At 65.9% G+C, this 15380-nt stretch carries 10 protein-coding genes; 8 read left to right on the top strand and 2 right to left on the bottom strand.

Features of this window, described 5'->3' with window-relative positions; translation table 11 throughout:
• The 6 genes from ABZ942_RS26275 (at nt 1) to ABZ942_RS26250 (ending at nt 6631) form a co-directional block, all read left to right on the top strand.
• On the top strand, nt 1–1563 hold the full coding sequence (locus ABZ942_RS26275) for a serine/threonine-protein kinase (RefSeq protein WP_357386348.1): 1563 nt from the start codon (nt 1–3) through the stop codon (nt 1561–1563).
• Nucleotides 1564–1710: 147 nt separating this feature from the next.
• Complete coding sequence (locus tag ABZ942_RS26270) at nt 1711–2898, top strand: hypothetical protein (RefSeq protein ID WP_357386346.1); 1188 nt, start codon at nt 1711–1713, stop codon at nt 2896–2898.
• A 232-nt stretch (nt 2899–3130) separates the two neighbouring features.
• Complete coding sequence (locus ABZ942_RS26265; protein ID WP_357386344.1) at nt 3131–4318, top strand: hypothetical protein; 1188 nt, start codon at nt 3131–3133, stop codon at nt 4316–4318.
• Between the two features lie 77 nt (nt 4319–4395).
• On the top strand, nt 4396–5583 hold the full coding sequence (locus tag ABZ942_RS26260; RefSeq protein ID WP_357386342.1) for a hypothetical protein: 1188 nt from the start codon (nt 4396–4398) through the stop codon (nt 5581–5583).
• Between the two features lie 388 nt (nt 5584–5971).
• Nucleotides 5972–6289, top strand: coding sequence for a WXG100 family type VII secretion target (locus ABZ942_RS26255; protein WP_357386340.1), 318 nt, complete (start codon nt 5972–5974; stop codon nt 6287–6289).
• Nucleotides 6290–6328: 39 nt separating this feature from the next.
• The gene (locus ABZ942_RS26250) at nt 6329–6631 is read left to right on the top strand and encodes a WXG100 family type VII secretion target (RefSeq protein WP_357386337.1); all 303 of its coding nucleotides are present in this window, start codon (nt 6329–6331) and stop codon (nt 6629–6631) included.
• A 111-nt stretch (nt 6632–6742) separates the two neighbouring features.
• Here the strand turns inward: ABZ942_RS26250 and ABZ942_RS26245 are convergent, their stop codons facing one another.
• Entirely contained in the window at nt 6743–8197 is a 1455-nt protein-coding gene (locus tag ABZ942_RS26245; RefSeq protein WP_357386335.1) for a type VII secretion-associated protein, read from the bottom strand.
• The gene (eccCa, locus tag ABZ942_RS26240) at nt 8197–12231 is read right to left on the bottom strand and encodes a type VII secretion protein EccCa (protein ID WP_357386333.1); all 4035 of its coding nucleotides are present in this window, start codon (nt 12229–12231) and stop codon (nt 8197–8199) included. Before eccCa ends, ABZ942_RS26245 begins: the two co-directional genes overlap by 1 nt.
• Nucleotides 12232–12434: 203 nt before the next feature.
• Between eccCa and eccD the strand changes: the two genes are divergently transcribed.
• Both eccD and mycP read left to right on the top strand, forming a co-directional pair.
• Complete coding sequence (gene eccD, locus ABZ942_RS26235; protein ID WP_357386331.1) at nt 12435–13901, top strand: type VII secretion integral membrane protein EccD; 1467 nt, start codon at nt 12435–12437, stop codon at nt 13899–13901.
• Nucleotides 13898–15313 carry a type VII secretion-associated serine protease mycosin gene (gene mycP, locus ABZ942_RS26230; RefSeq protein ID WP_357386329.1) on the top strand — a complete coding sequence of 472 codons (1416 nt, stop codon included), beginning with the start codon at nt 13898–13900 and terminating at the stop codon, nt 15311–15313. The genes eccD and mycP overlap by 4 nt, the downstream gene beginning before the upstream one ends.
• Nucleotides 15314–15380: the final 67 nt, after the last annotated feature.

The following is a 15380-nucleotide window of genomic DNA, read 5'->3' as shown; positions in this document are numbered from 1 at the left end:
ATGGCGATAAGCCCCGGCACCATCGTGGGCGGGTACCGCGTCCAGGGCGTGCTCGGGGCCGGCGGCATGGGCACGGTCTACCTGGCCAAACATCCCAGTCTGCCGCGCATGGACGCATTGAAGGTGCTCAGCGGCGAACTCAGCAACGACCACGAGTTCCGCACCCGCTTCGAGCGCGAGGCCAATCTCGCCGCCGGCCTCGACCATCCGAACATCGTCTCGGTCTACAACCGCGGCGAAGAAGACGGTCAGCTGTGGATCGCCATGCAGTACGTCGACGGCACCGACGCAGCAGCCGAGTTGGCCCGCGACAAGCGGGCGATGAATCCGCTTCGCGCATTGCGCATTACCACCGAGGTCGGCAAGGGCCTCGACTACGCGCACCGAAAAGGGTTGCTGCACCGCGACGTAAAGCCCGCCAACTTCCTGCTCTCGTCGAGCGAGGGTGACGAAGAACGCGTCCTGCTCACCGATTTCGGCGTCGCCAAATCCAACGACGACACCACCGAACTAACCCAGACCGGCAGCTTCGTCGCCACCATCGCCTACGCCCCGCCGGAGCAGCTGGTCGGCGGCCACCTCGACCACCGGGCCGATATCTACAGCCTCGCCTGTGCGTTCTTCAAGTTGCTCACCGGCCGAAACCCTTATCCGGCAACGCAACCCGCGCTGGTAATGATGGGACACCTGCACGAGCCGCCCCCGCTGGCCACTGCGGTCGATCCGTCGCTGCCGCCCGCCCTCGATCACGTCTTCGCCAAAGCGATGGCGAAAAACCCCACCGACCGGTTCAACACCTGCCGCGAATTCACCGACGCGGCGGCGAGCGCCCTCACCCCCGGCTACCACCCGGCCCCTACGGGCACCTCGCCCACCTATCCCGTCCAGGCCTTCGATCCACGGCCGAATACTGATCCGCGCGTTGCGATTTCGGGACCACACCCGCTGGCGGCTCCCCACTCTCGCAGACGATGGATCATCGGAGCCGGTGCGGGCGCCGTCGTTGTCGCGCTGGCGGCGGGTCTCGGGATCTGGGGCCTCGGCGGTAGCGACAAGCCCGGCACCAACGCGGCCGTCGCCACCACCGCGGCCAACGCCACCGTCGCCGCGAGTGCGTTGCCGTCGATCGAGCAGGCCCGTGCCACCAATCCCGCCTTCCGCGGCAAGACCATCACGGTGGTGGATGTGCAACGCTCGGTCGCTTCGAGCAAACCGGTGTCGATCTACCTCGGCGGCAACACTCAGTCGAAGTTCCTCGAGGACTTGGGCTTTGTCTACAACTTGAACTACGTGGCGCAGGGTGGCGAACCATCGCCGCGCGCGATGAAATCGGCAGACTCGCTCGAGGTGGCATCCGACAGCTACGTCCTCGCGGTTCGCACCGACGAAGACGCCGGAGGTGGCGGGCTGCGCGGGCTCCCCTACCAGGTCGCGGGTACCCGGGCCACCGTCATTCCGCTCGATGATCCCGAAGCCGTGGCCGCGTTCCGCAATTGGACTCCGAGCTCGGAACAGACACTCCTCGACAAGCTGGTCCCGCTGCTGCAGAAGCGCGTGAAGTAGTTCGAACGGTGTCGCGGGACGACCGTCCCGGGTGTTATGTTGCCGACTGCGATACGTCCGCCACAAGCTTGGTCAGCTCGCACATAGGCCCTGTGGAGAACACCGTTCGATGGCTCGTCCTCCTGCTCGTCAGCTGATGGAGGAACGATGCGGAGACCGCTCAGAACGCTGGCCGCCGGACTGGCCATCCTGTCGGTAGGCGCAGCGGGATGCGGACCGGACTCCCCGCCGCCACGGCCCGCCATCGATATCAGCCGGCTCGACGTCGGCAGCTATCCGACCGCACCACGCGAGATCGGCAAGCCCCGTTTCGACCACGCCCGACTCAGCGAAGGCCAGCGCCTCGGCGGCTTTATCCCCTTGCCGATGGACATCAACCCGCGATTCATCTTCCAGCCCTACTCCGAGACCGGCCCGGTGCTGGCGTTCATCGAAACCCTGTACAGCCTCAACCTTTCCGTCGATAGTTTCAAGGCGAACGCACCCGGCTTCATCGCCGGTTTCGATGGCCTGGCGTATTCCGAAAACGACGTTTCGATCGCCACCTCCCTGTCGAACGCAGTGCTGCTGTTTGCTGATCAGCAATCCGCCACGTCGGCCGCCGCAACGCTCGCACAGGCCATCGCGACAAAGCAGGGTTTGCGCGAACCGGTCGGCATCGGCGAGCACCCAGCTGCTCTTGCGTTCTGGAAGCCGGGGACGCAGGAGCTCTACTCGTTCCAGGCCGACGGACCGTACGTGATCTACACCGAAGTCAAGGACCAAGCCAAGATCGCGGTCGGCACCACCGATCTACCTGCCATGGTCTCCCTCGTACAGCAGAGTCTCGATATGGTCGGCGCCCGGCTGCACGGGTTCCGGCCGACGCCGCCGGACAAGCTGACCGATGTCCCCATCGACCACGACGGCATGCTCGGCCGCTCCCTTCCGCGACCGAACGAAGACGGTTGGCGCAACCCACCCGGCCTGTACGACCGCACCGGCGCGCTGAATCTGAGCAGCGATCCCGTGCGAGACAAGAAGCTGTTCGACGAGGCAGGCGTCGACTGGCTGGTGTACAACGCCGGGTATCTATACCGTGCCGAAAGCCGGAAAGGCGCACAGCTCATTCGAGACAGCCACAGCGCACCGAGCAAGCTGTATCGCCGGATCGATCCGCCGAAGAGTCTGCCCACTGCACGCTGTCGTGAGTTCCGCCTAACGGATGTGGTGACCAACAGGTTTCATTGCACAGCGTCCTACGATCGATACACCGCCGAGGTCTGGTCGAATCAGCTCATCGATGTGTATCAACGGATCTCGGCACAGTATGCGATTCTCGCGAAGGCGACGTGAGTCTCATGGTCGATGCCGATACCGCGACCTGAAGGCGGCCGACTTCCTGCGCTCGTCGACCGATGTGCTGCAGTGGGCGTGAAGTAGTTCGAGCGGTGTCGCGGACGACGTCCCGGGTGTTATGTTGCCGACTGCGATACGTCCGCCGCAGGCTAGGCCAGTGCGCGCGTATCTCTGGGGGGATCACTGTTCGATGGCTCGTCCTCCTGCCCGTCTGTCGAAGGAGGGAACGATGCGGAGTCCGCTGAGAACGCTGGCCGCCGGGCTGGTCGTCCTGTCGGTGGGGACGGCCGGATGCGGATCGGGCTCCCCCGCACCGCCCGCCACGGTCGATATCAGCCAGCTGGACGTCGGTAGCTACGCGACCGCACCACGCGAGATCGGCAAGCCCGGATTCGACCGTGCGCGACTCAGCGAAGGCCAGCGGCTCGGCAGCTTCGTCCCGTTGCCGATGGATATCGATCCGAGATTCACCGTCCAGATCATCTCCGACGTTTCGACAATACGAGGATTCATCGAAAGCGTATATGCGCTAGGGCTTTCCGCTGACAGTTTCCGTGCGAACGCACCGGGGTTCGTAGCAGGTTTCTACAGCTCCGCATACACCGAAAAAGATGCGTTGATCGCCACGAGCCTCCAGAACACCGTGCTGTTGTTTCCGGATCAGCAGGCCGCCACCCTGGCCGCCGCAGCTCTCGCGCCGGCTGCCGCAGCAAAGCAGGGGATGAGCGAACCGGTCGTCCTCAGCAAACATCGGGACGCTACCGCGTTCTGGAAACCAGGGACGCAGGAACTGATCTCGTTCCAGGCGAGCGGACAGTATGTCATCTACACCTCGATCCAGGATGAAGCCAAGAAGGTGCTCGACATCGTCGACCTGCCCGCCATGGTCGAACTCGCAGAAAAGAGTATCGATACGGTCGGCACCCGGCTGCGCGAGTTCCGTCCCACGCCGCCGGACAAGCTGACCGACATCCCCCTTGACCACGACGGCATGCTCAGCCGATCGTTGCCGCGGCCGAACGAAGACGGTTGGCGCAACCCTCCCGGCCTGTACGACCGCACCGGCGCGCTACATATGAGCAGTGATGTCATGCGGGACAAGGAGCTGTTCGACGAAGCCGGGGTCGACTGGATGGCGAACTACGCCGGGCGCCTCTATCGCGCACAGAATCCGAACGGTGCGCAGCTCGTTCGGGATAGCCACGGCGCATCGAGCAAACAGTATCGACTGATCGATCCACCGAAGAATCTTCCCGACGCACGCTGCCTCGAGTTCCGGGCCAAGAATGTGCTCGTCCCCCGATTCCATTGTGTAGCGGCCTACGAGCGCTACACCGCAGAGGTCTGGTCGGATCAGCTGATCGACGCGTACCAACGTATCTCGGCGCAGTACGCGATTCTTACGAAGGCGAAGTGAGCCGAATGATCGATAGAGGTAGGCGACTCGCTGCGGTTGCCGTCGCGCTGCTCACTCTTGCCGGATGTGGCTCATCCGTGTCCGGCACAGCAAATCCGGGTGAGATCGACGTCCGCACCCTCGACGTCGGAAAGTACCCGACGGAGCCGCTCGACACCTACGCGGAATACTCCCACTCACTGCGTGGCGGAGCCGCGCTTGCCGTCGCACGCCTGGCCGACCACGTAGTTACCGGTATCGACATCGACCCCGAGCTGCGGTACGGCACCGGGGTCCAGGAGATCACCAAACCCGACGACGTCAAGAACGTCTTGGCGGAACAGAGCGTGCCGATCGCGACCCGGAACAAGATATTGTTCGGGTTCGCTTCCGGCAGTAGCGATTTCCTGCCACAGCCCGCAGTTGCGGTGCCGCCGGAATCGACACTCACCACGGTGACCGTCATGCAATTTCCGGACCCCGAGTCCGCCGAGCGGGCCGCAGCCGAATTCGAAGAGGCCGATTTCGCCGTGGCCCCAGATCAGAATGAGCGCGTCCAGCTCGCGAAATATCCACTGGCACATTCTCATTGGCGTCCGGGAACGCCGACGATCGGCTCGTCCGTCGCGCACGGCAACTATGTGATCAACACATTCATCTCGATATCCCAGCCCGACCTCGGCGCCCTGACCGGCCTTGTCGAGAAGGTCTTCACCGCACAGCTGCCGATGCTCGACACGCTTACGCCGCTCTCCGCCGAACAGGTCTTGCGCTTGGACATCGACCCAGCGGGGGTGATCCGCCGAGTCCTCAATCCGATGAAGCTACCCGTCCCCGACGTCGGCGGGCTCGCAGCCTACGAACTGCAAGGATTTCTACACTGGCAGACCGACCGCGCAGCCGCGAAGAACCTTTACGCAAACGGCGAACGTTTCGTCTTCTCCGACGCCTACTCGGCGACAACGAACAGCTACAGCAGGGGGATCGCCCAAAGCTTCGGCAAGGGAATCAGCAGGTTCCTCGACGGCGCCATCCTGATCCGAGCGCGGGATATCGACTCGGCTCGAGCGTTGTGGTCGACGATTCTCGACGCGCCGGATACCCGCCAAGCGCCGCCCAACCTGCCGGATAGCAAATGCGCCGAAATTCCGACGGACAGATATGTCAAAGACTGGGTCTGCACCGTTCGATACCGCAACTACGTCGGCTATGTCTGGAGCACCCAACTTCAGGACACACAGCAACGTGCCGCGGCGCAGTTCGCGGTGCTCGCCAACAGTCAGTAGCACCTTCTCACCGTCCGACCCTGACGCTTTCCTGCCGATATGCCCACGATCTGCTGTAGCGGGAGCCATAGTGGTTGGGTAAGGTATACGCAGCCAGCCCACTCGCCAATCAATACACCAGCGAGCAGGGGGAAGGAGGGGAGCCGAGCGCTGGCGTTGCAAGCATGCCAAGAAGACCACGTCCGTGACCTGTCGAGCGGCCCATCCGCGGCCCCGACATCATGGACGAGCACGGCAAGGGACGCTGGGGTCTGATCTCCGTAGGGGGAGATCCAAATTTTCTCGAGTCGGATGGAACCGATCAGACCTATCGAGCGTCCAATCAGATGTACAGGCCAACTGGGGGTTTCTGCCGTTGGCCGAGACGGGTAACCGAGAAGGAGCCGAAATGGCAGGACAGCTCGAAGCGAACAACGACACCATCAAGGCGTTCGCAAACAACTGCAGGGATCGTCACGCCGCGCTGCAGAACGCGATCACCGCGCTGAACACGAAGTCGGATGACACCACCGCGACCTGGAAGGGTCAAGCCCGGGCGGCATTCGATTCGCTCATGGACAACTACTTCGCCCAGGCGAAGAAGCTGAACGACGCGCTGGATCAGACTGCCGACAAGCTCACCAAGGCCGGTCATGCCTTCGCGGCGCAGGACGAGCAGTTCGCCCAGCAGGTGGCGCAGCAGGCTTCCAGCCTGACGCTGCCCTGATCGATCAGCCGAACACCAGATACCAAGGAGGAGCCCCAGATGACAGCGAACGACCCAAGCACGATTTCCTCTAACTTCGGAGCGGTCGAGGCTGGCGCACAGTCCATCGTGTCCGAGGCGAAGAACATCTCGAGCATGCTCGAGGACTTCCACAAGCAGGTCACCGACTTCGTGACCAACTACTGGAAGGGTGACGCCAACGACGCGTTCGCCCAGCTCCAGTCGCAGTGGAACACCAGCGTCACCCAGCTGAACGCCACGCTGGAGACCGCTGGTCGGGCAGTCAGCTCCGGTAACACGGATCTGCAGAGCACCGACACCAGCCTCGCAGGCCTTTTCTGAGATCCTGTCTCGGCCAATTCGGGCCCCCGGCACACACGTCGCCGGGGGCCCGAATTATGTGGGTCGAGACGTGTCGAGCCGCATTACTGATGTTGTGCTGCCACAACAGATTTACTGAATCACGCGGACCGAACTGCCGAATTTCTCACATGTAGTCGATAAAGACTGCCAATCGTTTCCGATGTATTGGCAGCCGATACTGACCTGAATTCCATACTCCAGCAGTACATGCCAGCGGACGGTTGAGCCGTCACCGGGGCGTTCGGTGTAGGCCAGGGTAGAGCGGCCGCCGTAGACGACGTCGCGCTGCAGATCGGACATCACGCCAGCGGGACGCTGGTTCATCTGAGTCTCGAGCTTTGCCGCGACCTGCTCGTAGCTCGCGCCCGGCGCAACCGGAGTTTGCGTCACTGTGACGCGCAGGCGGGCGCCGTCGTCCGGGGACAGATCCACTCGGGACTTGCCGGTTGCGTCGGGTGCCGACGCGATGTGCCAGCCATCCGGGACCTGAAAGCGTATGCGGCCATACGTTTCCGGCCCGGCGGCGGTGGTCGGCGCGGCAGCACTGGTCGTCGGTGCCGGGGCACTGCTGCTCGGCACCGCTGTGTTAGGTGCCGCGGCAGGAGTGTCGTCGGATCGATTCAGCAGCACAACGCCGCCGACGACAACGGCCGCAACCACGACCACCGCGGCGATGGCCGCGCCCACATAACCGAGGCCACTACGCGGCGGCCGCTGGGCGGCGGCGCGTTCACGCAGCGGCTGCATCCACTCGGTCTGCGACAGGATGGACGGCACCTCCGGCTGGTGCATCGGTTCCGTCTGATGACCGCGAATGAGCTCGGGCCCGGTGAGTGCCCGCAACCCGACGCTCGCCCCACACCGCTGTTGAACGGCGGCGCGCAGCAGGTCGAGTTTCCCCGCATCGGTGACACCGACAGTTTGCGCAAGGTCGGCGGGCTGCCCGTCGAGCACGCGGTCGATCAACGCACACAGGGCGGTGAAGCCGGGCGATTCCGGAAGTACCTCGGCCAGTGCGAGAGCTGGCTGGTGCTCACAGGATTCGATGTGCACACCCTGATGGCTGCGAATGACCGCGGTGGCCGTGGTGGTGAGGGCACCGAACTCCAGCACCAGCGTGCGACGGCTGTGACTGGTGCCCTCGTCCGCCGCGACGGCGCGCACCGCCAGGTCCTCGAACACGACGTCCGTCGTGAAGCGACGAGCCGCCTGGTCCACGACGGAGCGACGCGACGCACCCCATTCGGTCGGGCAGATCAGGGTGATCCGCTCACACGGCGCGGCAATGCGCAGGTTCTCCAGTACGGCGGCGAACACCGCCGTCAGTCCCTCGACAACAGCCGGGACGCGCGGCAGCAACGCGATAGCCTCGGCAGGCACGTACTGCACCGCGGAACTCACCTGGGTCGGCGGAGTCAGCGACTCACCGACCACCAGGTCGAACCCGTTGCTGCCCAACACGATCGAGGGCGGCACGTCCCAGTGCGTCGTCGCGCCACGCGCCCAGACGCGTGTGTCGGTGACAACCAGCTCGACGGTGGACATCAGTTCTGCGGCGGCGTCCAGGCCGTCTGGATCAAACCCTCGAAGTTTCGAGTGACATAGGTGCCGCGCCCCGGAGGCATCGCGCTCGGGCGCGTCACACCCATCAGCACACCCTCGTCCCGGCTGCAGCTCATGATCAGACCGGCCGACCCGAGGTCCTTCATCCTGGCCAGCGTCGCCTCGAACATGGCGCGGCCCGCGCCACCCGAGCGCCGGGCGATGATCAGATGGAAACCGAGGTCACGGGCGTGCGGCAGATGCTCGAGCAAGGCTTGCACCGGATTGCCCTGCGATGTGGACACCAGGTCGTAGTCGTCGATGACCACATACAACTCGGGCCCGCTCCACCACGAGCGGTCCCGCAGTTGCTGCGGCGTCACGTCCGCGCCCGGCGTCCTGTTGCTGACGTACGCGGCGAGATCGGCCATGTTCTGGGTGAATTGAGGCGCGGTCGAGCCGTATCCGGCGAGGTAGCCCTCCGGCACCATGCCAAGCATCGAGCGCCGATAGTCGCCCATGATGATCCGCGCACTGTCCGGAGTGTTCGACGCGCAGATGCCCTCGACGATGGAGCGCAGCAGCGCCGTCTTTCCCTTCTCCGTATCGCCGATGATGATGAAATGCGGGCTCTCGGCGAAGTCGATGTAGACCGGCGCCAACTCGGCTTCGTTGATACCGATGGGGATTCGCATGCACTTGACCGACTGGTCGACCTGAGACGGCCAATTCCCCGCCAGGTAGAGCAGTTGCTCGCGCGCCAATTCCTCGGGCAGCATACGCACCGACGGTGCCGGCCGGCCCGGGGTCAACCGGGCAATGGTCGCCACCGCGTCGCCGACGGCCTGGCCGATATCGGTCGGGTCCGAGCTGCCATCGATGCGCGGCAGACCGGTCAGCATATGCAGGCAGTCCGGCGTCATACCGCGACCGGGGCGAGCCTGCGGAACCATCGAGGCGAACTTGCGACCGAGGTCGGAATCCATCGGATCACCAAGTCGCAGTTCAATTCTGGTGGCGATCTGATCCTTGAGCGCGGGCCGCGCCTCGCGCCAGCCGGCCAGCGCGATGACGATGTGCACGCCATACGACAGACCCTGCACCGCCAGGTTCATGATCGTCTGTTCGAGTGCCTCGAAGTCCTGGCGAATCGAGCCGAAGCCGTCGATCACCAGGAACACATCACCGAACGGATCCTCGTGCGCACCGGTCGCGGCCGGGCTGCTGGACGGATCCATGGCGCGCAGACGGCGGAACTCGGTCATCGACTCGATGCCGAGCTGCCGGAACCGGGCCTCGCGGGTGCGCACGATGGTGGTCATCTCGGCGACGGTGCGCCGGACCTGGTCGCCGTCCAATCGGCTTGCGACAGAACCGACATGCGGCAGGCCCTGCAGGCTCATCAGCGTGCCACCACCGAAGTCGAGGCAGTAGAACTGCACCTGCTCGGCGGTGTGTGTGAGCGACATGGCCATGATCAGCGTGCGCAGCGCGGTCGACTTGCCCGACTGCGGGCCGCCGACGACGGCGACGTTGCCGCGGGCGCCGGACAGGTCCACGACCATTGGGTCACGCCGCTGGTCGTACGGCCGGTCGACGATGCCGATCGGCGCGCGCAGCGTGGCCACCGCGGCGTACTCGCCGGTGAGGATGGAGCGCGGGATGAGCTGGTCGAGCGTCGGCGCCTCCTCCAGCGGCGGCAGCCAGATCTCGTGCGCGGGGCGGCCGTGGCCGTTGATCCGCGAGACCAGCATGTGCACGTTGGAGACCTGTTCGCCGTCGTCGCCCTGCTGCTCGCTCTCGCCGGGCTCGGCGGGCAGCGGAACGCGGTCGATCGCCCGGAAATCCACGTGGGTGGCGGTGAACGGCCGCGCCTTGATATCGATGTCACCGGACTGGGTGGCGACGGTGATATCGCGCTGCGAGCCGCCGCCGACGTAGGGGCCGGAGACGTAGGAGGCCTGGAACCGGACGATCTCGCCGGAGTCCGACTTCAGATAACCGCCACCGGGGTTGTTCGGCAGGTTGTAGGCGTCGGGCACGCCGAGCACCTGACGGGATTCGTTGGCGGAGAAGGTCTTCAGACCGATCCGGTAGGACAGGTGGCTCTCCAGGCCCTTCAGCTTGCCCTCTTCGAGGCGCTGCGAGGCGAGCAGCAGGTGCACGTGCAGCGAGCGGCCGAGCCGGCCGATCATCACGAACAGTTCCGCGAAATCCGGGTGCTGGGTGAGCAGTTCGGAGAACTCGTCGAGCACCACGAACAGCGCGGGCAGCGGATCCAGGTCGGCGCCCGCCGCGCGGGCCTTCTCGTATTCGGAGACGTTGGCGAAGTTGCCCGCGGCGCGCAGCACCTCCTGGCGGCGGTTCATCTCACCGGCCAGCGCGTCCTTCATACGGTCGACGAGATCGGCCTCTTCTTCGAGGTTGGTGATGACGGCCGCGACGTGCGGGACACTGTCCAGCCCGAGGAACGTCGCACCACCCTTGAAGTCGACGAGCACCAGGTTGAGCTGGTCCGGCGAGTGCGTGGCGAGCAGGCTGAGCACCAGCGTGCGCAGGAACTCCGACTTGCCGGAACCGGTGGCGCCGATGCACAAGCCGTGCGGGCCCATGCCGTTCTCGGCGGCTTCCTTGATATCGAGTTCGACGGGCAGGCCGTCGGCGCCGACGCCGAAGGCCACCCGCAGCCGTTCCCGGCCGTAGCGCGGGCGCCAGGCGTGTTCGGGGTTGAACATGCCGATGTCGCCGAGGCCCATCAGCTGGCTCCAGGTCGAAATCACCTCGGAGTCATCGGTTTCCACGTCGCTGCTGCGCTGGGTCGCCGCGCGGTAGGGCGCGAGCCTGCGGGCCACCTGCTGGGCCTGCTGCGGGCTGATCCGGTCGATCAGCGCGAAGCGCTCCTGGTTGCCGGTCGCGCCGCGGCCGACGCACTCGCCGTTCTCCACGATCATCTTGATGCCGCGCGACACTGCCAACCGCGGTGCGTACCCGCACAGGTCGATGATGGTGACGCCCTCGTAGCCGGATTCGCGCAGCTGATCGTCCTCGGCCTCGAGCAGGCCGCCGTCGACGATGATCACGATGTGCACCATGTTCGCGTTGGCGGGCTGGTTACGCGAGTAGCGGACCCGGTTGCCGAGCAGCGGCTGCAGGCCGGCCATGGCCTCGCGGATCGAGCCGTAGAACATGCGCTGGGTGCCGATGCCGTCCTGCGCGTCGGGGTGCTGGGTGTGCGGGAGCCACTTGGTCCACTCCCATTCGCGCGCGGTGTCCGGGCCGCAGACCACCGCGAACAGCACCTGGTCCGGCGCCTGGAACATGCTGAGCTGCAACAGCATCGCGCGGGTCATGTCCCTGGCCTCGACCCGGTCGCCGTCCAGGGCGATGGTCGCGAAGCCCTTGACCGCGATCGCGGTCGGCAGGTCGGGCACGGTCGAGTGCGCGCGCACGAAGCGGCGCAGCGAGACGGCCGCGATCGGCTCCAGCTCTTCGACCGGTCCGGTCTCCGGCGCGACCAGGCGGGTCGCCAGCCGCTGGCCGCCGACGCCGATGCGGGCGTGGCAGAAGTCCTTGTCGCCGGCCCGGCGTTCCCACATCCGGCTGGTGCCCGCGAGCATCCAGATCAGGGTGGGCTCGGGGTGGCTCCACTCGACGGAGGCGCGCTGCTGGGTGGCCGTGGTGTCGACGTCGCGGCGCACCTGGTCCAGATAACGCAGATAGTCCTTGCGGTCCTCGTTCGCCTCGGCGGCCTTGGCACCCTTGCCGCCGCCTTGGCCCGCGAACATGCCGACCATGGAGAACATCATCATGAGCGGGAACATCATGCTCATCGGATTCGACCCGATGCCACCGCCCTGGGTGAACATCAGCGCCATCATGCCGACCATGCCGATGATCATCACGACCGGCATCAGCTTCATCAGCAGGTTGCCCGGCGTCACCCGGGGGATCTCGGGCGGCGGCTGCAGGGTGACCTCGCCACCGGGCGAGCGCGGCATCTCCCGGCGCGCGCGTCGCTGGAACCGGACGGTACTCATTCCTGCACCTCGCCGGCGCTCGGTTCCCTCATGATGCGAGAATCCCCCTCCTCGACTGCTGTGATTCCGGCTCAGTGTAGAGGCCGCCGCCGACATGTCGTACAGTTCGACCAGCATTCTGCTGCCCGAACCGTGGGTTCGCAAACTCGACGTAGGGTCTCGGGTTTGCGAAAATACGAGGTAGAAGACGAGTTGGGGGAAGCTTGACGCACGCGCGACTTGACCACATCGATGAAAACTCCTCGCACGGCATCGTGCGCGCACCGGATCTTGCCCGGGTGACCATCCTCGCCAAGCACACCCAGGTGGATATGGCGATCCCGGTGGACGTGCCTGTCGCGCTGGTGATCCCGAGCGTCGTCGACATGGTCGCACAGCACAGCCGCACCAACGACTTCGACAACGAGGGCGAGCGCTTCGAGCCCGCCGAGTGGGTGCTGGCCCGGATCGGTCACCCGCCGTTCTCCAATTCGCTCAGCCTCGGCGAGCACGGCGTCCGCGACGGCGAGCTGCTCATGCTGGAGAGCGCCTCGCACACCGCGCCGACGCCGCTGTTCGACGACATCATGTACAACGTCGCGATCGCCGACACCGACCACTACCGCAGCTGGACCCCGAAGATCGCGCGGATCACCGGTTCGGTGCTCGCCGCGCTCACCATGCTGGTCGGCTGTCTCGGCCTGCTGCTCGCGCCCGGTTCGCTGCCCTACTGGGTCAGCGGTTCGGTCGCCCTGGCGGTGACGATCCTGCTCGTGGTCGCGGCCATGGTGCTCAGCCGGATGTACGGCGACACCTCGACCGCCCTGGTTCTCGGCGGCTGCGCGCTACCGACCGCCTTCACCGCGGGCATGCTCTACGTGCCCGACCACTACGGCTGGCCGCACCTGCTGCTCGGCTCCGTATTGCTCGGCGCCACAGCGGTATTGGCGTGGCGAGTCAGCGGCGTCGGCCTCGCCCTGTTCATCGGCGCGACCACCCTCGCGGTGTATGCGGTACCCGCCGCCCTGGTCGGTCTGCTCACCGCACAGCCGGAACGCGCGATCGGCGCGGGCGCCGCGGCGCTCGGACTCGCCGGACTCGCCATGGGACCGCGCATCTCCATGCTGCTGTCCAAACTGCCGCTGCCGCCGGTCCCCTCCCCCGGCACCCCGATCGACCCGACCGAGGACGATCCCGACGATCATCGTGCCCTGCCGACCATGGAGGCACTGCGGGTCAAGTCGGAGCGCGCTCGCATGTACCTGGCCGGTCTCGTCGCGGCGACCACCCTGGTCACCGTCGTCGGCGCACTGGCCGCGACCGACCCGATGGCCGACGACCCGTACTGGCAGGGCATCGCCCTCGCCCTGGTGTGCGCCGTGGTCCTGATGTTCCGCAGCCGCACCTACGCGGGCGCCGAACAAGCCGTCGTGCTCATCGCGGGCGGCGCGGGCATCGTGCTGATCATGTTGGTAGGCGCCAGTTTCGAGATGGACCAGCCGCTCGCCGTCTTCGGCACCGCCATGGTCATCCTGATCGCCGCCCTCATCTTCGGCATCATCATCCCCAACCAATCCGCCACCCCACCCATGCGCCGCGGCGTGGAGCTCCTCGAATACGCCTTCGTCGCCGCCGTCCTCCCGCTCGTCTTCTGGGTAGCCGGCCTCTACTCCCTCGTCCGCGGGCTGTGAACCAGATCCTGCGCACCGGCGCGGCGGCAGTGGTGCTCGCGCTGAGCATGTCGTTCGGGTTGGGCGCGAGTCAGGGTGTGGCACACGCGGATCGGCCGCCGCCGGTCGACCCGGCCTTGCTGCCTGCGGGTGACCCGGCCCGGCCGCCGGACAAGACCGAACATCCGGCCAACTCGCCCTGTTACTCCACCCAGCAGGGCGGCGACGGCCCGACCGTGCCGGCACCGCAGCTGGCGCTGGATCTCAAACGCGCCCAGGAGTTCTCCAAGGGCGAGGGCCAGCTCATCGCCGTCATCGATACGGGAGTCGTCCGCCATCCACGCCTACCGGACGTGGAAGCGGGCGGTGACTATGTGGCAGACCCCGGTGACGGCGTCAGCGAGGACTGCGATGCGCACGGCACCATCGTGGCGGGCCTCATCGCCGCGAAACAGGTAGAGGGACAAGGGTTTTACGGCGTCGCGCCAGAGGCGCGCATTCTGTCGATCCGCCAGACCAGCGCACTGTACGAGATCCCCGGTCGGCAGGACAAGAAACCCGAGGACCCGGCCAAGGGATACGGCAACATCGACGCGCTTGCCTCCGCTATCCGTCGCGCGGCCGACCGGCACGCCTCGGTCATCAACATTTCCTTGGTTTCCTGCGTATCCGCCGACCAGCAGATCGGCGATGGCCCGGTCGGTGCCGCAGTGCGCTACGCGACCCTCGAGATGAACGCCGTCGTGGTGGTGGCCGCGGGCAACACCGACGACAAGTGCAAACCCAGTAATCCCAACCTCGTCGACCCGCTGCATCCCGACCGCGACCCGTGGAAGAACGTGACAACCAACGTCACGCCCGCACGTTTCGACGACTACGTCCTCTCGGTCGGATCGATCGACGAGAACGGCGCACCCTCGAAGTTCACCGTTCCGGGACCGTGGGTCGGCATCGCCGCACCCGGTGAGAACATCGTCTCGCTCGACCCGCGCGGCACCGGCACCATCACCGGCAAATACGAAGCGCAAGGCCTGATTCCGAACGCTGGCACCAGCTTTGCCGCACCGTATGTATCCGGTGTGGCCGCGCTCGTCCGCGCCCGGTTCCCCGAACTCAGTGCGCTCGAAGTGATCAAGCGCCTCGAGGCCACCGCCCACGCACCGGGCGAGGGCTGGAACCCCTACGTCGGCTACGGCGCCGTCGATCCGGTCGCCGCGCTCACCGCCGAAGTCACCCAGCCCCTGCCGCCGAAACGCTCCGCCGCGCCCAAGCAGGTACAGCTCGCGGTGCCCGCGCCAACCCCGCCCCCGGACAACCGGGCCCGCAATATCGCCCTGATCGGGAGCAGCACCGTCGCCATCCTGCTCATCCTCGGCATGCTCGCGTCCTTCCCGATCCGCCGCAGGTTCGGCATCTCCGGCGACGACATGTAGCAGCAAGACCTGACCGAAATTCGGGTGCGGTGCCTGTAGCGTCGGCACCGCAAACTAGCGGTACACA

This window comes from Nocardia sp. NPDC046473 (assembly GCF_040645995.1).
GTDB lineage: Bacteria > Actinomycetota > Actinomycetes > Mycobacteriales > Mycobacteriaceae > Nocardia.
The sequence above is the reverse complement of the archived record's forward strand: the minus strand, read 5'-3'. Positions and strand labels throughout refer to the sequence as shown.

Bases quoted from the DNA above. Each gene is read 5' to 3' on its own strand.
- eccCa (WP_357386333.1), bottom strand. From the start codon at position 12,231: ATGAGTACCGTCCGGTTCCAGCGACGCGCGCGCCGGGAGATGCCGCGC.
- ABZ942_RS26265 (WP_357386344.1), top strand. From the start codon at position 3,131: ATGCGGAGTCCGCTGAGAACGCTGGCCGCCGGGCTGGTCGTCCTGTCG.
- ABZ942_RS26250 (WP_357386337.1), top strand. From the start codon at position 6,329: ATGACAGCGAACGACCCAAGCACGATTTCCTCTAACTTCGGAGCGGTC.
- ABZ942_RS26255 (WP_357386340.1), top strand. From the start codon at position 5,972: ATGGCAGGACAGCTCGAAGCGAACAACGACACCATCAAGGCGTTCGCA.
- ABZ942_RS26275 (WP_357386348.1), top strand. From the start codon at position 1: ATGGCGATAAGCCCCGGCACCATCGTGGGCGGGTACCGCGTCCAGGGC.
- ABZ942_RS26245 (WP_357386335.1), bottom strand. From the start codon at position 8,197: ATGTCCACCGTCGAGCTGGTTGTCACCGACACACGCGTCTGGGCGCGT.
- ABZ942_RS26270 (WP_357386346.1), top strand. From the start codon at position 1,711: ATGCGGAGACCGCTCAGAACGCTGGCCGCCGGACTGGCCATCCTGTCG.